The 26,131-nt window shown below is 72.9% G+C and carries 18 protein-coding genes; 8 read left to right on the plus strand and 10 right to left on the minus strand.

Annotated elements, in window-relative coordinates; translation table 11 throughout:
• Nucleotides 1–97: 97 nt before the first annotated feature.
• On the minus strand, nt 98–727 hold the full coding sequence (locus ABZY44_RS07655; RefSeq protein ID WP_356650953.1) for a CBS domain-containing protein: 630 nt from the start codon (nt 725–727) through the stop codon (nt 98–100).
• 988 nt (nt 728–1,715) lie between these two features.
• Between ABZY44_RS07655 and ABZY44_RS07660 the strand changes: the two genes are divergently transcribed.
• On the plus strand, nt 1,716–3,431 hold the full coding sequence (locus ABZY44_RS07660) for a GAF domain-containing protein (RefSeq protein ID WP_356650955.1): 1,716 nt from the start codon (nt 1,716–1,718) through the stop codon (nt 3,429–3,431).
• A gap of 9 nt (nt 3,432–3,440) precedes the next feature.
• Here the strand turns inward: ABZY44_RS07660 and ABZY44_RS07665 are convergent, their stop codons facing one another.
• The 3 genes from ABZY44_RS07665 to ABZY44_RS07675 all read right to left on the minus strand — a co-directional run bounded on the left by ABZY44_RS07665 (nt 3,441) and on the right by ABZY44_RS07675 (nt 7,141).
• A complete protein-coding gene (locus ABZY44_RS07665; RefSeq protein ID WP_356650957.1) occupies nt 3,441–4,130 on the minus strand; it encodes a response regulator transcription factor in 690 nt (229 codons plus the stop codon).
• A 43-nt stretch (nt 4,131–4,173) separates the two neighbouring features.
• A complete protein-coding gene (locus ABZY44_RS07670) occupies nt 4,174–4,659 on the minus strand; it encodes a cyclic nucleotide-binding domain-containing protein (protein WP_356650959.1) in 486 nt (161 codons plus the stop codon).
• Between the two features lie 118 nt (nt 4,660–4,777).
• Nucleotides 4,778–7,141: a phosphoketolase family protein gene (locus tag ABZY44_RS07675; RefSeq protein ID WP_356650961.1), complete on the minus strand. Its 2,364-nt coding sequence runs from the start codon at nt 7,139–7,141 to the stop codon at nt 4,778–4,780.
• 367 nt (nt 7,142–7,508) lie between these two features.
• On the opposite strand from ABZY44_RS07675, the gene ABZY44_RS07680 reads away from it, so the two are divergent.
• From ABZY44_RS07680 to ABZY44_RS07700, 5 genes are all read left to right on the plus strand, one after another.
• Nucleotides 7,509–8,189 (plus strand): pyridoxamine 5'-phosphate oxidase family protein, encoded by a 681-nt coding sequence (locus ABZY44_RS07680; RefSeq protein ID WP_356650963.1) that lies wholly within the window; start codon nt 7,509–7,511, stop codon nt 8,187–8,189.
• Nucleotides 8,190–8,638: 449 nt separating this feature from the next.
• Nucleotides 8,639–8,860 carry a hypothetical protein gene (locus ABZY44_RS07685; RefSeq protein ID WP_356650965.1) on the plus strand — a complete coding sequence of 74 codons (222 nt, stop codon included), beginning with the start codon at nt 8,639–8,641 and terminating at the stop codon, nt 8,858–8,860.
• A gap of 65 nt (nt 8,861–8,925) precedes the next feature.
• A complete protein-coding gene (locus tag ABZY44_RS07690; protein ID WP_356650967.1) occupies nt 8,926–9,525 on the plus strand; it encodes a hypothetical protein in 600 nt (199 codons plus the stop codon).
• A gap of 207 nt (nt 9,526–9,732) precedes the next feature.
• Complete coding sequence (locus tag ABZY44_RS07695; protein ID WP_356650969.1) at nt 9,733–10,449, plus strand: GAF and ANTAR domain-containing protein; 717 nt, start codon at nt 9,733–9,735, stop codon at nt 10,447–10,449.
• 435 nt (nt 10,450–10,884) lie between these two features.
• Nucleotides 10,885–12,399 (plus strand): DHA2 family efflux MFS transporter permease subunit, encoded by a 1,515-nt coding sequence (locus tag ABZY44_RS07700; RefSeq protein ID WP_356650971.1) that lies wholly within the window; start codon nt 10,885–10,887, stop codon nt 12,397–12,399.
• Between the two features lie 154 nt (nt 12,400–12,553).
• On the opposite strand, the gene ABZY44_RS07705 is transcribed toward ABZY44_RS07700, so the two are convergent.
• The 3 genes from ABZY44_RS07705 to ABZY44_RS07715 all read right to left on the minus strand — a co-directional run bounded on the left by ABZY44_RS07705 (nt 12,554) and on the right by ABZY44_RS07715 (nt 19,267).
• Nucleotides 12,554–14,731 carry a serine/threonine-protein kinase gene (locus tag ABZY44_RS07705; RefSeq protein ID WP_356650973.1) on the minus strand — a complete coding sequence of 726 codons (2,178 nt, stop codon included), beginning with the start codon at nt 14,729–14,731 and terminating at the stop codon, nt 12,554–12,556.
• A 100-nt stretch (nt 14,732–14,831) separates the two neighbouring features.
• A complete protein-coding gene (locus ABZY44_RS07710) occupies nt 14,832–17,201 on the minus strand; it encodes a PQQ-binding-like beta-propeller repeat protein (RefSeq protein ID WP_356650975.1) in 2,370 nt (789 codons plus the stop codon).
• Nucleotides 17,202–17,239: 38 nt separating this feature from the next.
• On the minus strand, nt 17,240–19,267 hold the full coding sequence (locus tag ABZY44_RS07715) for a serine/threonine-protein kinase (protein ID WP_356650977.1): 2,028 nt from the start codon (nt 19,265–19,267) through the stop codon (nt 17,240–17,242).
• Nucleotides 19,268–19,652: 385 nt separating this feature from the next.
• Here ABZY44_RS07715 and ABZY44_RS07720 point away from each other — a divergent pair, with 385 nt between their 5' ends.
• Nucleotides 19,653–20,888, plus strand: a complete 1,236-nt coding sequence (locus ABZY44_RS07720) for a SpoIIE family protein phosphatase (RefSeq protein ID WP_356650979.1) — start codon at nt 19,653–19,655, stop codon at nt 20,886–20,888.
• A gap of 41 nt (nt 20,889–20,929) precedes the next feature.
• Here ABZY44_RS07720 and ABZY44_RS07725 read toward each other — a convergent pair whose 3' ends face one another.
• Nucleotides 20,930–23,410 (minus strand): SpoIIE family protein phosphatase, encoded by a 2,481-nt coding sequence (locus ABZY44_RS07725; protein WP_356650980.1) that lies wholly within the window; start codon nt 23,408–23,410, stop codon nt 20,930–20,932.
• Nucleotides 23,411–23,840: 430 nt separating this feature from the next.
• Here ABZY44_RS07725 and ABZY44_RS07730 point away from each other — a divergent pair, with 430 nt between their 5' ends.
• Entirely contained in the window at nt 23,841–24,248 is a 408-nt protein-coding gene (locus ABZY44_RS07730; RefSeq protein WP_356650982.1) for a YciI family protein, read from the plus strand.
• A gap of 108 nt (nt 24,249–24,356) precedes the next feature.
• Here the strand turns inward: ABZY44_RS07730 and ABZY44_RS07735 are convergent, their stop codons facing one another.
• Together ABZY44_RS07735 and ABZY44_RS07740 are read right to left on the minus strand one after the other, a co-directional pair.
• Nucleotides 24,357–25,313 carry a sensor histidine kinase gene (locus tag ABZY44_RS07735; RefSeq protein WP_356650984.1) on the minus strand — a complete coding sequence of 319 codons (957 nt, stop codon included), beginning with the start codon at nt 25,311–25,313 and terminating at the stop codon, nt 24,357–24,359.
• On the minus strand, nt 25,310–26,074 hold the full coding sequence (locus tag ABZY44_RS07740; protein WP_356650986.1) for an MEDS domain-containing protein: 765 nt from the start codon (nt 26,072–26,074) through the stop codon (nt 25,310–25,312). Before ABZY44_RS07740 ends, ABZY44_RS07735 begins: the two co-directional genes overlap by 4 nt.
• Between the last annotated feature and the right edge of the window lie 57 nt (nt 26,075–26,131).

A 26,131-nucleotide genomic window follows, 5' to 3' on the forward strand; every position in this document is an offset into this window, starting at 1 on the left:
TCGGCACCGGTGTGACCGGGGGCGGCGAGCCTGCCTCGCTTCCATGGTCGCGCGGTGCGGGTGGGGCGAGCAGGGGCCGAACGGTCCACATCCCGCATTAGCGGGGAACGTCTTCGGTGCTGCGGTCCGGCGGAGCGGTGCGGGTACGGGTGTCGTTGGAGTGGGCCGTGAGCCGGTCGATGACCGCCACCACACCGTCCAACTGTCCGGCGAGCCGGAGAGCGACGGGAATCTGGCTGCTCCTGGCCAGTCGGCCGTCCAGGGTGACGACCCCGTCCACGACACCCACGCTGACGGCATCGGCACCGATACCCATCGTGTCCGCCAGGACCTCCTCGACCAGCACCCGGCGTATCTCGTGGTCCGGGCGCAGAAACACCCGGAGCAGGTCCCGTCGGGTCACGATGCCGACCAGACGGTCCTCCTCGTCGACGACCGGCAGCCGCGTCACCCCGCGTCGGGTAATGAGGCGGGCAGCCTCGGTGACGGTCTGTTCGGCGTGGACCGTGACGGCCGGCGCCGTCATCAAGTCTTGAGCGGTGAGGTGGCCTTGGGCGAGCAGATCGGTCCGCGAAATGACCCCGAGGACGCGCTCGTCCGCATCCAGGACCGGCACGCCGCTGATGTCGTGTTCGACGAGCAGCGCGGCCACATCCGCGGACGGAGTCCTCCCGACGACCGAGACGACCTCGTCGGTCATCAGGAAGCCGACCTTGGCGTGCTTCATCTGCGGCCCTCCTGTCGGCTTCGGCCGGTGAGCGCATCTTGCGGAGCGCCCTCACCAGCCACCATCCGCCGCGTCCGCCTGCGGTGCGAGGGCCGAACGGGTCCCGTGGCAGGACTGACCGGTCCCCGGCGGTGTGCGGTCGACGAGGCGATGCGGAGCGGGCAAGGGACCTCCGGTCCCTGGACTGATCCCTGCGGCCCATTCCTCGTGCGGGCCCGGGTGGCAGTGTGAAGGCACCCCCGACGCTGTTCGACGGAGGAGGGAGCCACGGAGGGCTCCGCCCAGCACCGTCCGGACCTCGGCCCGGTCGTCGTCGGTGTCGACGGACCGGACTCCGCGCTGACAGCGGCATTCTGGGCCGCCGCCGAGGCGCCCGACGCAACAGCAGCCTTCACATCTTCTCCGCGGGCGACACCGCTGCAGCGAGTGGGAGCGAAGTACGGCACCACTGTGGTCGGTCACCGCGGGCTGGGTGGCTTCGAGTCGCCGCGGCCGGGTTCGGTCGGTCCGAGGATCGCGGCAGCCGCCACGACCCCCGTCATCGTGGTGCGCGGCTGCGAGGGCCTTGCCGAGAGTGGCGTGGTGCTGGCCGCGGTGCGGGACGAGTACGAACTCGCATGCGCGCGACGTGCCGGTCGCGAAGCAGAGCTGCGCAGAGCAACGCTGCCCCTGCTGACCGTGTGGAACGTATTCCAGTACGCCGGAACCGTCGTCCCCCGAGCACGTCGTCGACGACACCGCGCAGCACAATGCCGAACGCCAGGCCGGCTCGGAGGCCGCACCGTGCCCACTGCCCTGTGATCACCGTCCCGGGCGGATGGACGGACATCGTTCCCGTGCCTTTGGGTATCGGCCTGACCGGATTCGCCGCGGTCCGGGCCTCTCCTGCCCGTCACCCATGGTTCCGACCGTGACCGGCCGGTCGGCGGAGGACTACGCTGAAGGCCGGGCGGGTGCCCGGAGCCCCTCGCCGCCGCCGGAGGTGTCCATGGTCGGGGACGATCGAGATGCGTCGGCGAGCCGGATTCCGCAGCCGAGGCTGGACGCGCTCCAGGCACAGATCGCCGACGCGCGCGATACCCGTGACCGGCTGACGGGCCTGCTGGAGGCGGTCATGTCGCTGGGGCAGGAACTGGACCTCGCCCAGGTGCTGCGCGGCATCGTGGAGGCCGCGGTCGTCCTCGTGGACGCGGAGTACGGTGCGCTGGGAGTGGTGGGGGACGACGAGAAACTCGCCGAGTTCCTCCCGGTGGGCATCAGCGACCAGCTCAGGGCGCGGATCGGGGCCCTGCCCACCGGACAGGGACTGCTGGGCGAGCTGATCAGGCACCCGCGGCCGCTGCGCCTGGGAGACCTCGCGGAGCACGAGGCCTCCGCCGGTTTTCCGGAGCACCACCCGCCGATGCGCTCCTTCCTCGGCGTGCCGATCCGGGTCCGGGACGAGGTGTTCGGCAACCTCTACCTGACGGAGAAGCGGGGCGGGAAGGGCTTCGACGCGGAGGACGAGGGGCTCTTGTCCACCCTCGCCGTTGCCGCGGGCGTCGCCGTGGACAACGCCCGTCTGTACGAGGAGGTCCGGCTCCGGGAGCGCTGGCTGGCGGCCAGTTCCGAGTTCACGAGCGCGCTGCTGTCCGGCTCGTCCGAGATCGAGGTGCTGGAGGGCATGCTGGAGCGGGCCCGGGACATCATCTCGGCCGAGATGTGCGTCTTCTACCAGGCGGGGCCCGGCGGCGAGCTGCGCGGCTCGCTCGCCTTGGGCGAGGGGGCCGAAGCGCACCGCGGGATCGTGCTGCCCGGCAGCGAGGGGATCCTGGCCGCGGTCGTCCTGGCGCGGGACGGACTGGTCACCTTGGCTGATGTGGCCACCGACGCCCGGGTCGCGGCGCAGCCGGACGTCTGGACGGGCTTCGGGCCGGCCGTGGCCGTCACGGTGGGTACCAAGGCGAAGCTGCGGGGGGTGCTGATGCTTGCGCGGCGTACCGGGCGGTCGGCGTTCGCCGCGGCCGAGGTCGCACCCCTGCCCGGCTTCGCGGGGCAGGCGTCCCTGGCGCTGGAGCTGGCCGACCGGCGCCGGGACACCGAGCAGGTGAGCCTGCTCGCGGACCGCGACCGGATCGCCCGCGACCTGCACGACCTGGCGATCCAGCGGCTCTTCGCGACGGGGATGACGCTGCAGAGCGCCCAGCGCTTCGTGGAGCATCCGGAGGCCTCCGAGCGGCTGGACCGTGCGATCGACGACCTGGACGAGACGATCAAGATCATCCGTACGACCATCTTCGGGCTCCGCGACCACGAGGTGGCGGGCGGTACCCCGAGACTACGGGTCCGCGCGGTGAGGGCCGTGGGTGAGGCGGCGGTGCTGCTCGGTTTCGCGCCCGCCCTGCGTATGGAGGGGCTGATCGACACAGATGTGCCGGTGGCGGTCGCCGACGATGTGGTGGCCGTGCTCGGAGAGGCCCTGACCAACGTGGCCCGGCACGCGCGGGCGGCGCGGGCGGAAGTCGCGATCGTCTTGGCGGACGGAGTGCTGGGCGTTACTGTGAGTGACGACGGTGTCGGTGTCGCGGAGGGCGGACGCCGGAGCGGGCTGCGTAACCTCGCGGAGCGCGCCGAGGCCTGCGGAGGCGGGCTGTCCGTCTCCACGCGACCCGACGGTGTCGGAACCCGACTGGACTGGCGGGTCCCGATGGGGCCTTCCCGGTGAGCTCGGGCCTCAGCGGCCGGTTTCGTCGTGCTCGCGCACCTCGGCGGCGATGACGGCGGCCTGCACGCGGCGTTCGACGCCCAGCTTGGCGAGCAGCCGCGAGATGTGGTTCTTGACCGTCTTCTCGGACAGGAAGAGCCGTTTGCCGATCTGACGGTTGGTGAGGCCCTCGCCGATCAGTTCGAGTACGGCCCGCTCGCGCTCGGAGAGCACCGTCAGCCGCTTGTCCCCGGGCGGCTTCCCGGCGGCCGGGTCCCGGAGCGAACTCATCAGGCGGGCGGTGGTCGCAGGGTCGAGCATCGACTGGCCCGTTGCCACCGTCCGGACCGCGGCGACCAGGTCGGAGCCCTTGATCTGCTTCAGTACGTACCCGGCCGCCCCGGCCATGATGGCGTCGAGGAGGGCCTCCTCGTCGTCGAAGGACGTCAGCATGAGGCAGGCGAGGCCCGGCATGCGCGAGCGCAGCTCACGGCAGACGGTAATGCCGTCGCTGTCGGGCAGCCGTACGTCGAGCACCGCTACGTCCGGCCGCAGCGCCGGCCCCCGGGCCAGGGCCTGCGCGGCCGTCGCCGCCTCACCCACCACCTCGATGTCCCGCTCGGAGTCCAGCAGGTCGTGCAGCCCGCGCCGGACGACCTCGTGGTCGTCGAGGAGGAACACCCGGATGGGCGCCGGTGCGGCAACTGGTGCATCGGACATCCACGCCACACCCTCGGGTCGGATACGTCTGGGAACAATTGTCTCAGATGCGGCTTCCGCTGCCGTGGGGTGCGTACAGGTCGAGCAGCCGGATCTCGGCGGAGATCAGCCGGTGGGCGAGCACCTGCCCCACCCACTGCCACATCGCGGAGGCGAGCGCGGGATCGCCGTCCATCAGCGCCCGCACGGCGGCGGCATCGAACTCGTCGGTGCGCACCGGCGTCATGGCCTCGGCGCCGAAGTGCCAGGTGTAGGGAGGGAACAGCCAGGACCAGCCGACGAGCTCGCCGGGGCCGACGGTCTCGACCACCGCGGCCTGCCTGCCGGGTACGTGCACGTCCATGCCCACGTTGCCCGACCGGAGGACCCAGAACCGGGCGGCGTGTCCGCCCTGGTTGAACAGGCGCGCGCCGACGGGGAAGTCCTCCTCGTGAGCCAGGGCCGACAGGCTGTCGCGGTGCTCCGGGGAGAAGGCGCGGGAGAAGACATTGGGGGAGGAGGTGAGCCGGTGGAAGGAAGAGGTGCTCATGGCGGTTCTCCGTTCGGGTCCGCCTCCACCCTCCGCCGCCGGCGGCCGGTCCGGGAAGGGGCCGTTCGGTACCTTCCCCGGCCCGGGCGGCCCACCCGTACCGCCCCGGGCGGGACGATCAGTAGGGCCAGGACCAGTCGGCGACCTCCGGCAGGTCGGTTCCGTGGGCGCGGATCCAGTCGTGGTGGCGGATCCGCTGGTCGCACATGCTCTGGCGCAGTCCCTCGGCGCGGCCGGCGAGGCCGGGTACGCGGTCGATGACGTCCATGACGAGCCGGTAGCGGTCGAGGTCGTTGCGTACGACCATGTCGAAGGGGGTGGTCGTGGTCCCGGACTCCTTGTAGCCGCGGACGTGCAGCTGGGCGTGGCCGGTCCGGCGGTAGGCTAGGCGGTGGATGAGCCAGGGGTAGCCGTGGTACGCGAAGACCACCGGCCGGTCGGTGGTGAAGAGGGCGTTGTACTCGGTGTCGGTCATGCCGTGCGGGTGCTCCTCGTGGGGCATCAGCCGGGCGATGTCCACGACGTTGACGACCCGGACGGCCAGCCCGGGGAGGTGCTCGCGGAGCAGGGCCGAGGCGGCCAGGACCTCCATGGTGGGTACGTCGCCGGCGCAGCCGAGCACGACGTCCGGCTCGCGGGAGCCGTGGTCGGTGCCCGCCCACTCCCAGGCGCCGACGCCGCGCGACACGTGCGCGCGGGCCTCTCCGATGGGCAGCCAGTCGAAGCAGGGCTGTTTGCCGGCGACGATCACGTTGACCTGGTCGCGGCTGCGCAGCACGTGGTCGGCCACGGCGAGGAGGGTGTTGGCGTCCGGCGGCAGGTAGACGCGTACGACATCGGGGCTCTTGTTGAGGACGTGGTCGACGAAGCCGGGGTCCTGATGGGAGAAGCCGTTGCTGTCCTGGCGCCAGACGTGCGAGGTGAGCAGGTAGTTGAGGGAGGCGACGGGCGCGCGCCAGCTCAGTTCGCGGGCGCTCTTGAGCCATTTGATGTGCTGGCCGACCATGGAGTCGACGATGTGGGCGAAGGCCTCGTACGTGGAGAACAGGCCGTGCCGGCCGGTCAGGAGGTACCCCTCCAGCCAGCCCTGGCACACGTGCTCGGAAAGGATCTCCATGACCCGGCCGTCGCGCGACAGGTTCTGGTCGGTGGGCTCCGTCATGCCCTGCCAGGCCTTGCCCGTCACGGCGTACAGGTCGTCGAGGCGGTTGCTCGCCGTCTCGTCCGGCCCCACGACCCGGAAGTCCCTCCGTCCGGCCGTGGCCCTCATGACCTGCGCGAGGTAGCGGCCCAGGACGCGGGTCGGCTCGTGCAGGGTGCTTCCGGGCTTCTCCACGGGGACGGCCCACGCGTCGAACTCGGGCAGGGGGAGCGCGCGCAGCAGCCGGCCGCCGTTGGCGTACGGGCTCGCGCCCAGGCGGCGCTCACCCTCCGGTACGCAGGCCAGCACGGCGGATACCGGACGGCCCTCGGGTTCGAAGAGCTCTTCGGGCCGGTAGGAACGCATCCAGCGTTCCAGCTGCCTCAGGTGGTCGGGGTTCTCGCGGACCCCTGGGAGTGGGACTTGGTGCGCGCGCCAGGTGCCCTCGACGGGTTGACCGTCGACGGTCGCGGGACCCGTCCAGCCCTTGGGTGTCCGTAGGACGATCATCGGCCAGCGCGCACGCTCGGCGCCCGGATCCGTCCCTGCGGCCCGCGCTTCCCGCTGGATGGCGTGGATGCGGTCGAGGGCCTGGTCCATGGCGCTGGCCATGGCCGGGTGGACGAGGGCGGGGTTGCTGCCGGAGACGTAGAGGGGCTCGTGCCCGTAGCCGCGCAGCAGTGCGTCGAGCTCTTGCTCCGGGATCCGCGAGAGCAGGGTGGGGTTGGCGATCTTGTATCCGTTGAGGTGCAGGATCGGCAGGACGGCGCCGTCGTGGACCGGGTCCAGGAACTTGTTGGAGTGCCAGGAGGCGGCGAGCGGCCCGGTCTCCGCCTCGCCGTCGCCGATGACGCATGCGACGAGCAGGCCGGGATGGTCGAAGGCGGCCCCGTACGCGTGGGCCAGCGAGTAGCCGAGCTCGCCGCCCTCGTGGACGGAGCCCGGGGTTTCCGGCGCGACGTGACTCGGCACGCCGCCGGGGAAGGAGAACTGGCGGAACAGCCTGCGCATCCCGTCCGTGTCACGGCCGATGTCCGGGTACGTCTCGCTGTACGTGCCCTCCAGCCAGGAGTTGGCGAGTACGGCCGCCCCTCCGTGGCCCGGTCCCCAGACGCACAAGGCCTCCAGCGAGCGCTCTTCGACCACCCGGTTCAGGTGGGTGTGGACGAGGTTCAGGCCGGGCGCGGTGCCCCAGTGGCCGAGCAGCCGCGGCTTGATGTGCTCGGGCCGCAGCGGCTCGGCGAGCAGCGGGTTGTCCATGAGGTAGATCTGGCCGACGGCCAGATAGTTCGCGGCACGCCAGTGCGCGTCCAGCTCCGCGATCCGGTACGTGGTGGTCATCAGTGCTCCTTCGAACCGCAGGTCGCGGCATGCGCCGGTTGAGCGGATGTTCGAACGGTGCTCCCGCGCGGCTGGAGGCGGGAAGGGCAGGACCGGCCCCGCACGGGGCCGGTCGGCCCCTCTGCAGAGCAGGCCCAGGAGTCACGGCGGCCGGGATCGGAGCTGCCTCGGGCATGGCAGGCCTTCGTGCGGCGGGGGGAGCGCTTCCACCGTCACACCCCGAGGAGAGGGCCGCACGGGACCGACAGGCCCCGGTAGGGGACCGTCCGGCCCTGTCCGTGCACCTGTGGCGGGTACAGCCTGAGGTTGGCGTCCCGTGCGTCGCCAAGTTCCTGTACCGGCTACGAACCGCAAGGGTGTGACCATCATGGGAGAGACCACAGCGGACCCGTCCCCGATCAAGGTTTCGGCTGCCCGTGGCGACCTCGGACGACGGGTGACCGCCCGCCGCGAAGAGCTGGGAATCACGCGTGAAGAACTCGGGGAGCGCTGCGGGGCGGCCGCGTCGTACATCGCCTACGTGGAAGAGCGGGCGGCGGCGCCCAGCATGGGCATGCTCGTGGGTCTCGCGGACGGGCTGGGGACCACCGTTGCCGAGCTGACCGGGAGAACGACCGACAGTCCCCCCGGCATGGGGACTGCGATGCGTGATTCCGCGTCGAGGGTGCTGAGCGAAGCAGAGTGCCTCCGCCTGCTCTCCACCCACGGCATCGGGCGGGTCGGGTTCTCCGACATGGAAGGATTGGCCGTCTTTCCCGTCAACTATGTCGTGGTAGGAAACGAGATCGCGTTCCGCACGGCGGCTGACTCGCGGCTCGCCGAGGCGTCCGGGACCGAGGTCGCCTTCGAGGTGGACCACATAGACGACGCGATGCGAGAAGGCTGGAGCGTCATGGCCGTCGGCGAGGTGTCCGGTGTCACGGACGGGGCACGAGTCAGCCACCTGTACTCCGTCGCCCGCTCGCTCCCTTGGGCCGGCGGACCCCGTACGCACTGGATGTCCGTGACCCCCACCCGGATCACCGGCCGCCGTGTGGGATCCGGGTGAGCGCCCCGCGTGCCGTCGTGTTCGACACCGGACGGCCTCGGCCGGCACTGCCTGGATGCGCCGAAGCCGCAGGTGCGATCGTTTCTGCGCCTGCGGCTCGCAGTGGGGCGCACGTCGGTGCGCCCGCGCGCCGGTCGGCAACCAGCCAGAAGCGGCCTGCTTGCGCCCCTCCGCCGACACGGGCACCGGTCTATGCTGCGAACAGAACGTCCCCGTTCCGTTCCAGACCCTGACGGCGCGTTGCCTGCCAGATCTCCGCGTCGCGGCCCGGACTCATGATCCGCCGGCCCGGCGCATCCGAGGGCGTGGTTCGTCCCCATCCTGGAACGCAGGTTGCCGGACCGGACTTGCCCGCCGCGCGCACATCCGCACCGGGAAGTGACCGGAGGAGCCGGGAGTACGGCTCCGACCGGTAGTGCCCGGCTGGTCCCGAACCGAGGCACCCCATCATGCGTGTCCCCGATCCGAACGCCCACAGGTACGACGAGAACGGCCGGGTGCTGATCGCTCCGGCCGGTGAGCTCGACATCTCCACCGTCCACTCGCTGCGCGCAGCACTGGCGCGAGACCTGCACGACGGCGTCCGCATCATCGACCTCACCCGTTCCGGTTTCCTGCTCGGCGACCGTCCCGCTCCCGCCTTCCCCGCCGTCCTGGGCGGTGTGCTGTGACGGACACGTCGCCGATGGGGCGTTCTCAGAGGGGCCGCCGCGGGGCTCCGTACGGTCCCGACGACATGACCGCGATCCGCCTGCGGCGGCTGAGCCGATGGCAGGCCGAGGGACTGAAAGAGGACGTGGCGGACCTGTACGTGGAGTCCTCCCACCTGTTGGCGGGTACGGCCCACAGCTGCCGGGAAGCCTTCCTGCACCGCCTCACCGACGATGTCCGGCGGCCCGGATTCGCCATGCTGGTCGCGGAGCGGGCCACCTTGCTCGGATGCGTCTTCGGCTTCCCTCTGCGGCGCGACGGCTCCTGGTGGAGGGGGTTCCTCGGACCCTTCCCCCGGGACATCGAACAACTCACCGCCTCCGGGCACGTCTTCGCCGTCACCGCAGTCGTGGTCGCCCCGCACCGACAGGCCCTCATACTCGGCCGACGGCTGCAGGAGCGGCTGCTGGACGACCATCGTGCGTCACTCGGCGCCACCCTGGTGCCCGAGTCCGACGTCAGGAGCCTGACGGCCTTCCGGTCCTGGGGATGGCGCGAGGTCGGCGAGGTCCACAGGCCGCCCGGCACAGCGCTGCACCGGGCGCTGGTGCTACCCCTCGGGAGGGCGCCGGCAGCCGCATCCGGCCCGGGGCTCCCTGCCGGCACGCGGCGGCCGGAGCTGTGACGGGTGGCCGAGCGGCCAGGATCCGGGTACTGGTGGCCGAGGAGGGCCCCGGTGGGGATGCGTCCGCCCGCGTGCCTGCGCCCACGTCCACGGACGGCGGCTCGCCGAGGTGGCGGCCGACGTGGTGGCCCGTCGGCTGAGGTTCACGGCGGATCCGGGCGAGGACCGGAGTGCCCCGACGATGCCTGGCAACAGAAGGTGTGCACGATGAATGAGCAGCTCCTCGCCAAGGTGTTCGTCGAACTTGCGGACAATTTGGTCGCGGACTTCGACCTGGTCGACTTCCTCCGCATGCTGACCGACAGATGTGTCGGCATGCTCGATGTGAACGCGGCCGGCGTACTCCTCGCGGACCACAATGGTGAACTCCGAGTGATGGCCGCCTCCGACGAGCAAGTCCGCCTGCTCGAACTGTTCCAGCTCCAGAACGACGAAGGCCCGTGCCTGGAGTGCTTCCACACCGGCGTACCCGTCAGCGTCCCGGACCTGAGCACGGGAGCCGCCCGATGGCCACGCTTCGCCGCGCAGGCCCGACACAGCGGGTATTCGGCGGTCCAGGCCCTGCCGATGCGCCTCCGGGACGAGGTCGTCGGAGCGCTGAACCTGTTCCGTGCCCTCCCCGGACCCTTCGATCCGGCTGCCACACCCATCGCCCAGGCCCTGGCCGATGTCGCCACCATCAGCCTCCTGCAACAGCGCTCCTCCCGGGAGAGCACGGTGCTCAACGAGCAGTTGCGGACCGCGCTGAAAAGCCGTGTGCTGATCGAGCAGGCCAAGGGCAAGCTCGCCGAACGCCAGGGCATCGACATGGACGAGGCCTTCAGCGCGCTGCGCGGCTACGCCCGCGCGCACAACCGGCGTCTGTCCGACCTGGCCGGCGCCTTCGTTGACGGAAGCGAACCCCTCGCCGACCTGGTCAACTGACCGTCAACGCGGTCAGTTGCGGTCACGGTCGCGGCGGTCCTCACGGTCCGGCGGCCATGGTGCCGTCGGACGCAGCGGCGGTCCCAGCGGTGCTGCTGGTCACGGTGATCCCGGTGATCGGCGCGGTCCCGGTGGTCGTCGTAGCCCCATCCTCGAATCGGCCTGAGCCGCATGCGGCCCTCGACGCCCTCTGCCCGGACACCAGGCGTGCAATGCGCTTGCCGCTTGCCGCTTGCCGCTTGCCGCTTGCCGCTTGCCGCCTGTCGTCGCGGAGCTCGGCGCCGACCTGCTCCAGAAGCCATGTCTCGGCCGTTCCTGGTCGGCAAAATGGCTTGAGCTCGGGCGGCGGCACCGACAGGATCGGGGAACACCGATGAGTTCTTCCCGGCGCCACGGTCTGTCAGTGTGACCTGCCCCCGTGCGGAGGACGCTCACATGACGGAAGGCACCATGCCCGCGCCACACGCAACGCCCACCCCCTCGCCCGCCCGCGTCACCGCCGTGCTGCGGATTCTCGTGCTGTCCACGTTCGTCGTCCTCCTCAACGAGACGATCATGGTCAACGCGATCCCGCGGCTCATGCGCGATTTCGAGGTCACCGCGGCAGCCGCAGGATGGCTGTCCACGGCCTTCATGCTCACCATGGCCGTCGTCATCCCGGTGACGGGGTGGTTCCTCCAGCGCGTGACGACTCGGACCGCCTTCGGCCTCGCCATGGCACTGTTCCTCGCCGGCACGGCTCTGGCCGCAGCCGCGCCCGCCTTCCCCGTACTGCTGGCGGCCCGCGTCATCCAGGCCAGCGGCACCGCCGTCATGATGCCGCTGCTCATGACGACGCTGATGACCCTCGTGCCCCCGCACGACCGCGGCCGTGTCATGGGCAACATCACCCTCGTCATCTCCGTCGCCCCCGCCCTCGGCCCCGCCGTTTCCGGTGTGCTGCTGCAGCTGGGGTCATGGCGCCTGCTGTTCCTGGCCGTGCTTCCCATCGCCGGAGCCATGGCCGTGTTCGGTCGGCGCGAACTGGTCAACATCGGCGAGCCGCAGGCCGGTCCGATCGACTGGTTGTCCGTCCCCCTGGCGGCAGCGGGCTTCGGCGCCCTGGTCTACGGCCTGAGCGGGCTCGGTGCCGGGAACGCGGCCCAGGCCCCCGTGCCCCCGGCGGCCACGGCCTTGGCCGGCGCCGTGCTGGTAGGCCTGTTCGTATGGCGACAGCTGGCATTGCAGCGCTCGTCCGCACCGCTGCTGGACCTGCGTGCCCTGACGTTTCGTCATTTCTCCGTGGCGCTCGGCCTGATGTGCCTGTCCTTCATGGCCCTCATGGGTGCGTTCATCCTGCTGCCGATCTATCTGCAGGAGGTGTGCGGCCTGACCTCGCTGCAGACCGGGCTGCTCCTCATCCCCGGCGGCGTGACCATGGGCCTGCTCGGACCACAGGTCGGCAAGCTCTACGACCGAGTCGGCGCACCACGCCTGGTCGTACCCGGAGCCGCACTCACAGCGCTGGCCCTCGCGCTGTTCGCCCTCACGGGCGAACAGACCTCGCCGTGGCTGGTGCTCGCCCTTCACGTGGCCCTGAGTGCGGGCATGGCGTTCGTCTTCACCCCCGTCTTCACCTCCGGCCTGTCCGTACTGCCGCCGCACCTCTACCCCCACGGCTCCGCCATCCTGGGCTCGCTCCAACAGGTCGCGGCCGCCGCCGGCACCGCCCTGGTCATCAGTGTCATGTCGGGACAGGCCGCCACGGCAGCAGCCGAGGGCGCCGACACCACCAGCGCCCTCGCCACCGGCATCCGTTGGGGATTCGGCATCGGCGCCGTGATCGGCGTACTGGCCGTGCTGGCCGCGTTGCTGGTCCGCACCCCGCCCGCTCCGCAACAGCCTTCTGCGTCGGAGGCTCAGGACGAAGATGGCACCGCGAAGAACGAAACCGCACACACACCCACCTGACGCCCTGGAGGGCCGGCCCGGTGTACGCCGCCACGAGGGGGGCACGGTTCGACCGCGGCCGATGGCCCCTCCGGTCGTACACGGCCGACCCGCAGCGCCGGATCCACCGGCGGCGGGCATGCGTGGACGACTCCGGCCGGGGTCGCGGCGGATGTCAATCGAGCGGTACGGCCGCGAGGCGGTCGACGGTCTGGGGGTAGAGCCGGTTGCCGCGCTGGACGATCATCGTCGGGCCGTCGGGCATGTTGACGGCGCCCGCGGCGAGCGTCCACGCGACGCGGCGGGCGGCGACGTCCACCGCGACGACCGCCTGACCGGCGCCGCCGACCGCCGCGTAGAGCTCCCCGCGGAAGGGGGCGGGAGCCGCCAGCATGGAGACGTACGCACCCGGGTCATGGGTCCACACCTTCTTCCCGGTCGACTCGTCGAAGGCCTGGAGCGTCCCGTCCGCGACGTACACCGTGCCCTTCACGCAGACGGGCGCGCTCAGCAGCTTCGTACCCTCCGGCTCCAGTTTCCAGGCCACGGCGCCCGTCACCAGGTCCACCGCGGTGATCCGCTCCTCGAAGTCGAAGACGTGGCGGTCCGACGCGACCGGGGGGTTGATGCCTCCCGACTGGTCGGGTGACGCCGCCTCCTGGTCGGTGCGGACCCGGCAGGCCCACAGCAGGCGGCCGTCGCGCACGTCGACGGCGAAGACGCGTGCGGGGTCCGAGCAGATCAGGCGGCCGCCGGAGAGGATCGCCGACATCATGAGCGAGCCGTTCGAGTCCAGGACGGCGCCCTCGACGCGCGTGCGCCAGCGCAGTTTCCGGGCGCCCAGATCGTAGGAGAGCAGCCAGGCCTCCTCCTGCTGTCGCTGGTCATCGGAGCGGAAGTACGCCTTGAGGTAGAGGCATTGGGCGTCCGCGGCGAGTAGCTGGGTGGTGTGGGCGAGGCCGCCCAGCACGGCCGGGTCGGCCGCGTCGGCGGGAAGGCGGCCGGTGCGCGGGTCCAGGTATCCCGCGCTCGCGTTGCCGTCGTCGTCGAAGACGAGGCCCACGAGGCGCTCTCCCGCCACGACGACATCGACCGTGGCGGTCTTGGTCTCCCACAGGATCCGGCCGTCGGCCGTCGAGATGCCGCGCAGGACGTCGCTCGTGTGGATCAGGACGTCGTCGGACGCGACGGCCGGGGCGGCGGAGAAGGGGGACGGGACCGACCACAGCGCGGCCGGCGGGGTGCCGGGCGGGCGGGAGGTGCGGCCGGGGCCGGGCGACGCCGTACGGTTCCCCGAGCCGGAGCCGGACCCCGGACCAGGTCCTGAGCCCGGGAGGTTCCCGGTGGCCCAGAGCGCCGAGGCGCCGCCCGCGACGGTGAGCGCGGCGGCCGCGGCGCCCGCGATCAGCGTGCGCCGGGAGAGAGTGCCGCGCGGGGCGGGGGCGCGCAGCGGGGCGGGGGCGACCGTGGCGACGTCCCTGATCCGGCGGGACAGGTCGGCGAGGAGCGCCTGCGGCAGCAGCTCGGCGAACTCCCCCGGGTCGAACGGACCCCACTCGTCCCGCAGTCGGCCGGGGGCGGGCCGGTCGCCGGGCTCCGGTGACAGGCAGGCGGTGAGCGTCCCGATCAGCCCGTCCGGGAGGCCCGTCAGGTCGGGGTCGGCGCCGTCCCGCAGCAGTTCGAGGGTGCTCTGGCGGCCGCGGGCGTCGTAGGGGCCGTGGCCGGTGGAGGCGAACACCAGGACCGCCGCGAGGGCGAACACGTCGCCTTCCGGGCCGGGCGGTCCCCCGCGCGCCTGCTCCGGTGACATGTACGCCGGTGTGCCCGCGAGTCCCCCGGCCTCCGTGAGGCGGGGGCTGCCAGGGGCCTGGGCGAGTCCGAAGTCGATGAGCCGGGGGCCCTGCGCGGTGACCAGTACGTTCGACGGCTTGACGTCCCGGTGGACGAACCCGGCACGGTGCAGGACGGCGAGGGCGCCGGCGAGCGCGGAGCCGAGTGCGCGGACGGCCGGTTCGGGCAGCGGCCCCCCGGCCGCCACCGCCTCGGTCAGCGAGGGCCCGATGAGGTACGCCGTGGCCAGCCAGGGCCGCGCCGTGTCGGGGTCGGCGCCGAGGAAAGCCGCGGTGTGCTCCGCTCCCAGCGCCCGCGCGGCCTCGGCCTCCAGGGTCAGCCGCTGACGGTAGCCGGGCTGGTCGCGCAGGTCGGACCGGACGGTCTTGACCGCGGCGAGCCGGCCACCGGCGGTGCGGGCCAGGAAGACGGTCCCCATGCCGCCGCCGCCCAGCCGGCCGAGGAGGGTGTACTCCCCGAGCCGTTCGGGATCGTCGGGCAGCAGGGGCAGGAGCGTGGACATGACCGGTGGACTCCTTCGGGGCGGCGGTCGAGCCCGTGCGTGCTTGCGTGCGCAGCCGGCGGGCGGGCGGGGGAGGGCGGGCGGGGGAGAGGGCGCGGGGTCAGTCCGCCGGGAGGGCGACGACGGCGGACGGCCGGGCGACGAGCAGGATGCCGGGGACCGCGGCGAGTTGGAACGGTTCCCGGGCCTCCACCCCCGCGAGCCCGGTCTGCCACAGCCGTTTGCCCGAGGGGAGGCCGGTCGCGGTGACCTGGTGCAGGGTCGCGAGGTAGAGGGTGCGTCCGGAGGTGCTCGCGGTCATGCTCCCGAGCATGTTCCACTCCAGGTTCTCGGTGAGCGTCTGCTCCCACAGCGTCCGGCCGTTGTCCGGGTCGACGGCCACGATGGGGCCCGTGCCGTCGTCGGCCAGGTACAGGGTGCCGCCGCTGAAGAAGGGCGGGGCGTTGGTCCCGGCGACCAGGGCCTGCGACTCCCACAGCCGGGTCCCGGTCTTCAGGTCGTAGGCGTGGGCGCGACCGCGGGAGAGCAGGAACAGCCGTCCGCCGCCCGCCGGGTCCACCACGGAGGCCGGGCCGCCGTGCGCGTCGGGGTAGGAGCGGTTCCAGAGCATGCGTCCGCTGCTCCGCTCGAAGCCCGCGATCGACAGGGTCCGGACGGCCGTGACGTCCCGGAACATCTGCTGGGGTGCCTGCACCTCCACGACGACCGTCTCGGGGCCGACGGTGGTGGCGAGTTGAGTCTTGCCGAATCCGCTCGGCAGCGGGGTGCGCCACAGCTCCTTGCGGTGGTCCAGGTCGAACGCCGCCAGTAGGTATCCGCCGGTCGGACTCCCGTCCCCCGTGAGCAGCCACGCGGTGGCGCCGTCGGCGGCGAGCACCCTGGCGAGCTGCTCGTTGCGCTGGAGCCACTGGGTACGGCCGTCGCGCATCGAGCAGAGCGACAACCCCTCGCGCGTGGCCGTCAGGAAGCGGTCGCCGGGCACTTGGACGGGTGGGGTGCTGCCGCCGTCGGGCAGCTGCCACACTTCCTTGCCGGTGCGCAGGTCGTGCCCGTAGAGCACGTCGCCGCGCGTCATCAGGCAACGGTCGGCGCTGCTCACCGGGAGGAGCCGGGTGCGGGCCGTCGGGTCGTCCAGGCGCCACAGGGCGGCCGGCGGCATGCCGGGCACGCGGGCGCTCGTACCGGAACCGCCGCCCGCCGCGGACGGCCCGGCGCGGCCGTCCGCGCGGGTCAGCGCGGACCGGGCGAGGGTCCCGCAGACCCCCAGGGCCGCGCCCGCCGTGCCGGCCAGCAGGCCGGACAGCACCCGGCGGCGGGTGGGCGGGGCGGTCGCGTCGGGGGTGGTCGTCGGGGCCGGAACCGGGCCGGGGGCCGGGGGCGCCGCCGCCTGGGTGGCGGGGTGCGGGGGCTCGTGCGCATCGGCGTCCGCCGGGGGCAGGTCGTCGGCATGCCCGTCCCCGTCCCCGTTCGCGTCCGCGACGGCATCAGCATCAGCATCGACGATCTCCCGGTCGGCGATGGCCTGCGTGCGTGCGGCCAGTGCGGCGACGACCCGGCCGGGCAGCGGGTCCGGCGTCCGCTCCGCGCCCTGCCCTCCGGGGGCCAGCGTCCGGCACAGCTCCGCGGCGGTGGGGCGGTCCGACGGGGAGGCGGCCAGCGCCGCGGCCACCACCTCGCCCAGCGCTGCCGGGAGTTCGGGCAGTTCGGGCCGGGCGTGGAGGGCGCGGTAGGCCAGCACGGGCGGCGGGCCGTCCCCGAAGGGGAGCCGCCCCGTGGCCGTGTGGAGCAGCAGCACCGCCAGGGAGTACACGTCGGCCTCGGTTGAGGAGGGCCGACCCGCGGCCACTTCCGGGGCCATGAAGGCGGCGGGCACGGTCGACACTCGGCTGTGCGGTTCGGGCCGCCCGGGCCCTGCGTCGGGTCCCGACCCCTGCCCCTGCCCCTGCCCCCGGCCCGGCTCGCGAGGCGGCACGGAGGGCATGCGGGAGGCGTGCAGGGCCATCAGCAGCGGGCGGGCCGTGGTGAGCCAGACCCCGTCGGGTGCCACCGCGCCGTAGCTGATGCCCCGGGCGTGCAGGGCGGCCAGGGTGTCGGCGATCTCCGCGGCGAGCCGCACCGACTGTTCCAGGGGCAGGATCCCGGACTCCGTCCCGGGCCGCCGCCCCACGTCGGAGAGGGACACCGCAGGGGTGTGTACGAGGGCCACCCACGCGGGCTCGGCCCCAATGTTCAGGTCCAGTACGGCCGGCACTCCCGGCACGTGCCCGCGGCTCAGCGTCTCGGCCGCCCGGTACGCGGCCGGGGGCAGCAGGCACACCACGGCGTGCCCGTGGTTCCGGTCGCGGCCGACGTACATGCCGCTCCGCGGCGGCACCGGCCGGGGGCCGGGCCAACGGGCCAGCAGCCGGTACGGCCCGGCCGACCGCGGGTCCTCGGGGCGCAAGCCCTCCTCAAGACGTCCGCCCCCCATGCGTTCCCCCCTCACCTCGTGGCCCCGCCCGGGGCCGGTCACATGCCTGGCAGGGCGCGGACCGCGCTGCCGCGCTGCCAGATGACGCTGCCCGCCGCGACCACTCCCCGCCAGGGAACGTCGGCCCGGCCTTCCCCGACCGGGGCCGGTGCGAAGACGTACTGTTCGGCCGCCCGCCCGCCGTGGACCACGAGAACGCCGAGCTCGGGCCTCCGCAGCGGCGCGAAGATTCCGGATCCCGCCACCAACGGACCCTGGTCCTGGGCCAGTTCCTCGGCGGCCAGCACGGTCCAGGCGGGGGCTCCCGTCCTCGCGTCGATGCTCCGGAGCTGGCGGCCGTCGGCGACGTACACGGTGTCGCCGGCCGGCGTGGGTACGCCGAAGCCCGCGCTGTCGTCCGCGGGCAGGGTCCACACCTGTTCGCCGGTCCCCCGGTCCAGGCAGGTCAGGGTCCGGTCCCCGGCCCCGCCCAGCAGCACTCCGCGCGGGGACAGGGCCGTCCGCGAGCCGTCGGTGCCGGCGGGCCGCCGCCACATCGGGCTGCCGTCGGCGGCGGACAGGGCCGCCCACCCGTCGACGGCGGAGGCCAGGAGCAGCCGCCCGTACCCTGCGGCCGCCGAGAGCACCGTGCCCGACACGGGGACGGGCACACGCCAGCGCACCGAGCCGTCCGCCCGCTCGAGCGCGGCCAGGCGGCCGTCGGCGTCGAGGACGTACACCTGGTCCTCGTCGGCGGCGAGCAGCCCGGTCACCCCGTCGCGCACGCGGTGGCGGACCGTACCGCTGCCGGGGTCCAGGAACAGCAGGGAGCCGTCCGGGTCCAGGGCGACGGGCCGGCGGCCGCCGACGAGGTCGCGCACCACCGGTCCGCGCCAGCGCCGTTCGCCCGAGACCGGATCGTGGAGGAGGAGCTCGCCGCCGCCGTCCGCGAAGCACACCCGGCCGTCGACGCCGACCGGCCCGAAGGCCGGCCGCGCCGCGGCTCCGTCGTACGACCACAGGGTCCCCGGCACCGTGCCGGGCGGCCCGCTCCAGCGGGGCGCGGGGGTGCGGCCGGGGTCCTCGTCCTCCTGGAGGGTGCGCAGGGCGGTGGCACCGGTCGCCGCGAGGAGCACGGCCGCTCCGGCCCCGGTAAGCACCCTGCGACGGGTGGGCAGCCGCGGGCCGGCGCCCAGGGCGGCTGCGGCCCGTGCGATCTCGGCGGCGTCGGCGAGCACGGCGGGTGGCAGCCAGCGGGTGGCGGCGCGCAGGGCGGCGCCCTGCGGGTCGAGTTCCGCTGCCACCTCCGCGGCGGCGGGCCGGTCTTCCGGCTGCTTCTCGAGGCAGCCGCGGATCACGGGCGTCAGCTCGGCCGGTACGTCGGTGAGGTCGGGGGCCTCGTAGGCGATGCGGAAGTCCGAGCGGACCGGGTCTCCGTCGTAGAAGGCGTGCCGGCCGGTCAGCGCGAAGACGAGCAGCGCACCGAGGCAGAAGACGTCGCTCGGCGGTCCGAGGGGACCCTTCACCACCTGTTCGGGCGACATGTAGCCGGGCGTTCCGGGGCGCTGCCCGGTCGCGGTCAAGGTGGCGTCGCCGGTCACCCGGGCGATGCCGAAGTCGACGACGCGGGGGCGGTCGGCGCCGAGGATGACGTTCGACGGCTTCAGATCGCGGTGTACGACCCCGGCCGCGCCCAGGGCCGTCAGGGCCCGGCCGAGCGCCCCGGCGAGGACCCGCACGGCGGGCGCGGGCAGGGGCCCCTGCCGCAGTACGGCGGCGGCGAGCGTCGCGCCCGGGACGAACTCGGCAGCGATCCACGGCACTTGGCCCGCGGTCGAGGAGCCGAGCACGTTGGCGACGAAGGGGCTGCGGACCGCTTCCGCGGCGGCGGCCTCGCGGGTGAACCGCTCGCGCAGGTCCGCGTCGCGGAAGAGTTCGGGCCGGATGGTCTTGAGCGCGACCGGACGCCCCCGGCGGCGGGCGAGGTACACCGTCCCCATGCCTCCGGCCCCGAGCACCCCGAGGATCCGGTGACCTCCGAGCTGCGCGGGCGTACCGCCCGGCAACGGGGCGATCACTGGTGTCATGCCGTTGATCGTATGCGTGTGGCCGTCAAGCATCCTTGGAATCAACAAAGTTGACGTATCCCCGGCTGGGCGGAGCGACCTCGGCTGCGCCGGGCGCGCGGCGCCGGGGAACCCTTGCGACGGACCCGGCTGCGGTGCGCGGAGTCGATCGGCGCCCTCGTGGCGTTCGCGCTCGGACGGGGCTCGGTTGCCCCGCAAGGGGGCGCCGCCCTCCGGAGTCGGGATGACTTTCTCCCCCGTCGAACCCGATCGGTGTCCCGGCTGCCGCCGCAGTCGTCGCCGCACCCGTACGACACCGATGGCGCAGGCCGGCGGGCATGGACGCCGCCCGCCTCGTAGGTTGGCGGGAACACCCGCGACCAGCGGAAGGACCGGCACGAGCGACGTGGTGACTCGGATCGATTACCAGCTGTTGTTCGCGGCGACGCCCAGCCCGTATCTCGTGCTCGATGCCGACTTGGTGATCGTCGACGTCAACGATGCCTACCTGGGGGCGACCGCGCGGAGCCGCCAGGAGCTGGTCGGGCGGTACCTGTTCGACGCCTTCCCGGACAATCCGGGGGACCCGCAAGCGGACGGGGTGCGGAACCTGGGGGCCTCGCTGCACCGGGTCCTGCGGTCCAAGGCTCCGGACACGATGGCGGTGCAGAAGTACGACATCCCCGTCGTGTCCCGGCCGGGGAGCTTCGAGGAACGCTGGTGGTCCCCGATCAACACCCCTGTGCTCGGGCCCGACGGGGAGGTGGCGTTGATCATCCACAGGGTGGAGGACGTGACCGAGTTCGTCCACTCCCGCCCCGGCCCCCCACGGAGCGGCGCGCTGGGGAAGCGGGAGGCGATGGAAGCCGAGCTGTACGCCCGGTCCCTGGAGCTGCAACGGCTGAACGAAGAACTCCGCCAGGCGCATGCCCGGGAACGCCAGGTCGCCCTGACGCTCCAGGAGGCGATGCTGCACTCGCCCGACCTGGACGCGCACAGGAACGTCGCGGTGCGCTATCTGCCCGCGGTCGGGTCGCTGAACGTGTGCGGCGACTGGTACGACGTGGTCGACCTGCCCGGTGACTGCTTCGGTGTCGCGGTCGGCGACGTCGTCGGCCACGGCCTGGAGGCCGCGACCGTCATGGGCATGCTCCGCAGCGCACTGTCGGCTGCCGTCCGGGCCCTCCACGAGCCCGCCAGGTCGCTCGAGGTCCTCGGTCTGTACGCCCGGTCGGTCGAAGGAGCGCTGGCCACCACCGCCGTCGAGGCCGTGATCGACACCCGCCACCGTCGGATCACCTACAGCAGCGCCGGCCACCCCCCGCCCCTCCTGGTGCATCTCGACGGCACGTGCGGCATCTTGGACCAGGCGACCGACCCGCCCCTCGGTGCCCGACCCGAACACGTCACCCGGCCCCAAGCCGCCCTGTCCTACACCCCCGGCGACACCCTCGTGCTGTACACCGACGGGCTGATCGAGCGCCGCGGCGAGGACATCGACGCGGGCCTGCACCGGTTGACCGAAGCCCTGGCCCGCGGCGTCCGTCTCGACCCCGACCACCTCGCCGACGCCCTGCTGGCCCGTCTCGAGGTGGCGCGGGGTGCTCACGACGACATCGCCCTGGTCGTCGTGCGCCTGTGACCGCGCCCGGCGCGGCCCCCTGCCCCTGAACCGCGCCGGTGTCACCCGTCGACCGCGGGGACCGCGGCCGCCGCGGGGGGCTCCTGCGCCGCGGGGGCCAGGGGGAACTCCGTCCAGACGGTCTTGCCGTCCCGGGTGTAGCGGGTGCCCCACCGCTCGGTGAGCTGGGCCACCAGGAAGAGACCGCGCCCGCCCTCGTCGGTCGTGCGCGCCCGCCGCAGGTGCGGAGCGGTGCTGCTGCTGTCGGAGACCTCGCAGATCAGACTGCGGTCGCGGATGAGCCGCAGGGTCAGCGGCTTGCCGCCGCCGTACCGGTAGGCGTTGGTGACCAGTTCGCTGACGACGATTTCGGCGGTGAAGGACAGCTCGTCCAGGCCCCACCCCGTCAGTGTGGCCTCCGTCAGCTGCCGTGCCCGGGCGGCGGCGGTCGGTTCCGCGGGCAGTTCCCAGGAGGCGACCTGCTCCGCGGCCAGCACGCGGGTGCGGGCGACGAGCAGGGCCACGTCATCGCGCGGGTGTTCGGGCAGCAGGGCGTCCTGCACTGCCGTACAGGTCTCCTCCAGCGAGCGGCTGGGCCGGGCCAGGGCTTCTCGCAAGCGCTCGAGACCCTCGTCGAGGTCGTGGCCGCGGGCCTCGACGAGGCCGTTCGTGAACAGCGCCAGCAGGCTTCCCTCGGCGAGTTCCCATTCGGCAGCCTCGAACGGGAGTCCGCCCAGACCCAGCGGGGGCCCCTCGGGAAGGTCGGGCAGGCTCACCGTGCCGTCGGGGGTCAGGACGGCGGGGGGCAGGTGGCCCGCGCGGGCCATGGTGCAGCGCCGGGAGACGGGATCGTAGACCGCGTAGAGGCACGTCGCGCCGACGATCTGGCGGCCCTGCGAGAGTGCGTGAGCGGGCTCCTGCTCGTCGGCCAGGCGGTTGACCAGGTCGTCGAGGTGGGAGAGGACCTCGTCCGGCGCGTAGTCGAGGCCGGCCAGCGTGTGCACGGCCGTGCGCAGGCGGCCCATGGTGGCCGCAGCGTGCAGACCGTGGCCGACGACGTCGCCGACGACGAGGGCGACGCGGGCTCCGGAGAGGGGGATGACGTCGAACCAGTCGCCGCCGACGCCGGTGGCGGGATCTGCCGGCAGATAGCGGTACGCGACCTCGACCGCGCTGTGGTCGGGCAGCTCCCGCGGCAACAGGCTGCGCTGCAATGTCAGGGCGGCCAGATGCTGCTGGGTGTAGCGGCGGGCGTTGTCGATGCAGAGGGCGGCGCGCGCGGCGAACTCCTCCGCGAGCGTGAGGTCGTCCTCCTCGAACGGTTCGGGCCGCCCGGACCGCCACAGGCTGAGCAGGCCGAGGAGCAGGCCGCGGGCCTTCAGCGGTACGACGATCAGTGAGTGAGCGCCCAGGCCGAAGGCGCGCCGGGTCCGCTCCGCATCCTGGAAGTACCAGCCGGGGCTGGTGTGGAGCTCCGGTTCGAGGATGGGCTGCTGTTCCGCGAGGCATCGGGCCTGCGGGGTACGGGGATCGAAGTGGAAGACCTCCCCGGCGGCGTGCATCACCTCCAGCGCCTCCGCCGCGACCGAGTGGACGGCCATCCGGCGGACCAGCCCGCTCGCCTCCCCCGTGGGCTCCTCCCCGCCGGCCACCGGCTCCAGCAGATCCACCGAGACGGCGTCGGCGAGATCGGGGACGGCGACATCGGCCAGCTCCCGGGTGGTCCGGCTCAGGTCCAGCGTGGTCCCGATGCGGGCGCTGGCCTGGTTGAGCAGGGCGAGCCGTCGCCGGGCCCGGTGGCGGTCGGTGACGTCCTCCACCAACTGGGTGACTCCGAGGATCCCGGCGGAGGGATCCTCCATCCGGAACGCCGACACCGACACCACCCGCTCGTGGCCCGGGTCGTTCCTCAGGCGACAGGCCTGCTCGGTGAAGATCAGGGGCTCGCCGGTCCGCAGTACCCGGCGCAGCCGGGTCTCGATGGTCTCCACGTCCGGACCGATGAGGAAGTCGCCGATGCCCCGGCCCCGGACCTCCGCCGCGGGCAGGTGCGTGAACCGGGCCAGCGCCCGGTTGATGCGCAGGATGCTCAGGTCGGGGGCGTGGACGGACAGGCCGATCGGTGAGCGCCGGAACAGGCCGTCCAGGACGGACCGGTCCGTCTCCCACTGGAGCACCTCCTCCGCCGGGGCGACCACGAGGAACCACTCGCGGGCCGAACCGGCGCGGATGACGGCGCGGGCGCGGAAGCCCAGCTCCACCCGCCGCCCGCTGCGGTGCAGCACGGGCAGGACACCGGACCAGCTCCGGTCGCGCCGGCACTCGGCCACGGCGTCCAGGACCGCGTCACGATCACGGACGTCGAACAAGAAGTCGATCGCCGCCCGGCCCAGCACCTCCTCGGCCGGGTAGCCCAGGTGCTCCTGTGCGCGCTCGCTCCAGCCGACCACCCCGCCGTGGTCGTCCAGTACCGCCGAGGCCGAGTTGTGCAGCGCGAACGGATCCTCTGGCCGCTCGCCCCGGCCCGGAGCTGGTGCGCCCATCGCTACCACCCTTCGACCTGCCGGACGGAACGCTGAACAGGTAGTCCCGCTGCGACTACCCGGGGTGATCGGAGGCCCAGGAGGGCCGAGCGGTCGGCTCAGGTTCAGTATCGCCGCACCACCGCACGTCGGCAGAGGGTCGTCCACGCCACCGGGGCGTCGGCGGCCTCGCCCGCGTGCCGTCCCGGACCGGACAGGAGGCCGGTCGCCCGGGCACACGCGGAGATCACGGACGGGTCCTCGAGCGGTCGGGGCTCCGGCGTCAGGCAGGGCGGGTTCCCACGGCCGGTTCGCACGGCCGGTTCGCACGGCGGGCTCGCACGACCGGTTCGGAAGAAGTCCCGACGGCGATGTCGAGAACCCGTGGCCCGCTCCGTCCCCGTTGTGAGAGCGACCGGAACGGGTCGCACGAGTACCGAGGAGAAGCGTCATGGCCAAGTACCTGCTGCTCAAGCACTACCGCGGCGCCCCGGCCCCCGTCAACGACGTCTGCATGGACCGGTGGACCCCGCAGGAGATCTCGGACCACGTGCAGTTCATGCACGACTTCGCGGCGCGGCTCGAGGGGACCGGGGAGTTCGTCGACGCCCAGGGGCTCGCTCCCGAGGGGACCTGGGTCCGCTACGACGGCGAGGGGCGGCCGCCGGTCACCGACGGCCCGTTCGCCGAGACCAAGGACCTCGTCGCCGGGTGGATGGTGATCGACGTCGACAGCCACGAGCGCGCCCTCGAGCTGGCCGGAGAGCTGTCGGCCGCCCCCGGGGCGGGCGGGAAGCCGATCCACGAATGGCTCGAGGTGCGCCCGTTCATGGCCGCGCCGCCCACCATCACGGAATGACCCGGGCGGAGGGCGAAGCCCCGCTCCGCCCCGCGCCGAGCGTGCTCGCCCGCCCTGTCCGCAGCGGACCGGGCGGGGCCTCCCGCCCGGTACCGGCGGTGCCCGGCGTCAGTCCGACGACAGTCGGGTGTGGAGGCGGACGGTGGTGCCCGCCTGCGGGGTGGATCGGATCTCGACCAGCTCGCACAGCTGGTGCACCAGCCACAGCCCGCGGCCGCCGGCGCCCTGGTGGGTGGGACGGATGCGGCCGGCGAGCGGATTCTCGATGTGCCCGGCGTCGCGGAACTCGCAGATGAAGGCGGAGTCCTGCGTCCAGGTGCGCAGGGTTCCGTGGCCTCCGCCGTGGCGGATGCTGTTGGTGGCGACCTCCGTGGCCGCGAGGAGGAGCCCGCTCAGCCGGGACCCGGTGAGGTTCGCCTCGGCGGCGCAGGTGGAGATCTTGTCGCGGACGGCCGCCAGGCCTCCGCGGGTGTAGGCCAGCTCGTCCAGGGGACCGCAGGGATCCGTGAGGTCCTCGAACGCGTAAGGGGTGTCCTGGTGGTAGTCCACGTTCGGTTCGGCGGACCCGCCGCGCCGGATCAGCGGATGGCAGCGGGTCAGTGCCTGGAGCGCGGCCGGGTCCTCGTCGGCCGTGTCGTAGGGGCACATCAGCCACCAAGCGGTGCTCTGCGCGAAGGCCAGGTTGAGGAGCCACTCGTGATAGCGCAGCTCGGCGGCTTCCGAGGGGGTCCGCGCCTGACGCCAGGCGGACTCGCCGATGCCGCGCAGCGGCCGTCCCTCGGCGGCGTGCCGGGCGATCTCGTCCTGCCATACGGCGAGGAGCCGGCCGGGGTTGCGCCCGGGAGTCGCCGCGTCCACGAACGTGACGGACTTGGAGTCCGGGAGCTCGGCGCGCAGCAGTGCCTCGCGGTCGCCGGGCACCGAGACGATGACCCCTTCCCGGGCGTCGAGTGCCTCCTGGATGAAGTCCAGGGCGCCACCCAGGAACGCGTCCTCGCCCAGGTAGGGGTAGAGCTCGTGCCGGAAACCTTCCTGCGGCCGTTCCGGCTGGACGAAGGTGGTCATCCGCGCACCTCCACCGGGATCTCGGATACGGCGTAGCCGGACAGCTCCCAGGTCAGTTTGACGATCTGGTTGGCGCCTTCGACGGTGACGGAGCGGTCGGGCAGGTGCAGTGCGGCGTCGACCAGGGCGCGCATCCCCGCGGCGTCCATCAGCTCGACGTCGTCGAAGCAGAGCCGGATCGAGGGGGTGTGGAGCGCCGCGGCCCGAAGGACGGACCCGAACGCGTGCGCCCCGTCCGAGTCGATCACGCCTGTCACCTTCCACCCCTCGCTTCCCGCGCGGAATATGTGAAATCCGGGCAGCTCCGGTCTGATGCCCAGCGTCTGCGGGTGTACGCACATGACCTGCTCCAGCTCCAGGGCGTCCCACGAACCGGGGAGGTAGGCACACACCACGGTGGCACCCCCGAGGGCGGCGACCTCGTCCAGGCCCAGCTCGCTCTCCAACAGCGCCGACGTGCTCGGCGGGGCGCCGCCTCCCGATTCGCGGCACGCGAGGACGCGGACGGAACGGAACCCTTCGCGGCTGGCCCGCTTGAGCTCCTGATCCACCGCGGCGACTATGGATCCGGCGGTCTCGAGGGGGTCGATCACCACGGCGGAGGAGGGGAAGGAACGCAGCTCGCGGACCGTCGCCAGCGGCCCGGGGGAGCCGACCAGCACGATCCGGTCCCCGAAGAGCGCTCCGTCCGCGACGAACGGGGCCGAGTGGGTGGACAGACCTCGGTCCTCGTCGATCATCCAGCAGACGTGATCTCCCACCTCGACCTCATCCAGCGTAGTCAGCGCTCGCGCCGCTCTCACTCATGCCTCCTCACC

Origin of the sequence: Streptomyces sp. NPDC006544 (assembly GCF_040611715.1) — a bacterium.
Lineage (GTDB): Bacteria > Actinomycetota > Actinomycetes > Streptomycetales > Streptomycetaceae > Streptomyces.

Bases quoted from the DNA above. Each gene is read 5' to 3' on its own strand.
- ABZY44_RS07655 (WP_356650953.1), bottom strand. From the start codon at position 727: ATGAAGCACGCCAAGGTCGGCTTCCTGATGACCGACGAGGTCGTCTCG.
- ABZY44_RS07660 (WP_356650955.1), top strand. From the start codon at position 1,716: ATGGTCGGGGACGATCGAGATGCGTCGGCGAGCCGGATTCCGCAGCCG.
- ABZY44_RS07665 (WP_356650957.1), bottom strand. From the start codon at position 4,130: ATGTCCGATGCACCAGTTGCCGCACCGGCGCCCATCCGGGTGTTCCTC.
- ABZY44_RS07670 (WP_356650959.1), bottom strand. From the start codon at position 4,659: ATGAGCACCTCTTCCTTCCACCGGCTCACCTCCTCCCCCAATGTCTTC.
- ABZY44_RS07675 (WP_356650961.1), bottom strand. From the start codon at position 7,141: ATGACCACCACGTACCGGATCGCGGAGCTGGACGCGCACTGGCGTGCC.
- ABZY44_RS07680 (WP_356650963.1), top strand. From the start codon at position 7,509: ATGGGAGAGACCACAGCGGACCCGTCCCCGATCAAGGTTTCGGCTGCC.
- ABZY44_RS07685 (WP_356650965.1), top strand. From the start codon at position 8,639: ATGCGTGTCCCCGATCCGAACGCCCACAGGTACGACGAGAACGGCCGG.
- ABZY44_RS07690 (WP_356650967.1), top strand. From the start codon at position 8,926: ATGACCGCGATCCGCCTGCGGCGGCTGAGCCGATGGCAGGCCGAGGGA.
- ABZY44_RS07695 (WP_356650969.1), top strand. From the start codon at position 9,733: ATGAATGAGCAGCTCCTCGCCAAGGTGTTCGTCGAACTTGCGGACAAT.
- ABZY44_RS07700 (WP_356650971.1), top strand. From the start codon at position 10,885: ATGACGGAAGGCACCATGCCCGCGCCACACGCAACGCCCACCCCCTCG.
- ABZY44_RS07705 (WP_356650973.1), bottom strand. From the start codon at position 14,731: ATGTCCACGCTCCTGCCCCTGCTGCCCGACGATCCCGAACGGCTCGGG.
- ABZY44_RS07710 (WP_356650975.1), bottom strand. From the start codon at position 17,201: ATGGGGGGCGGACGTCTTGAGGAGGGCTTGCGCCCCGAGGACCCGCGG.
- ABZY44_RS07715 (WP_356650977.1), bottom strand. From the start codon at position 19,267: ATGACACCAGTGATCGCCCCGTTGCCGGGCGGTACGCCCGCGCAGCTC.
- ABZY44_RS07725 (WP_356650980.1), bottom strand. From the start codon at position 23,410: ATGGGCGCACCAGCTCCGGGCCGGGGCGAGCGGCCAGAGGATCCGTTC.
- ABZY44_RS07730 (WP_356650982.1), top strand. From the start codon at position 23,841: ATGGCCAAGTACCTGCTGCTCAAGCACTACCGCGGCGCCCCGGCCCCC.
- ABZY44_RS07735 (WP_356650984.1), bottom strand. From the start codon at position 25,313: ATGACCACCTTCGTCCAGCCGGAACGGCCGCAGGAAGGTTTCCGGCAC.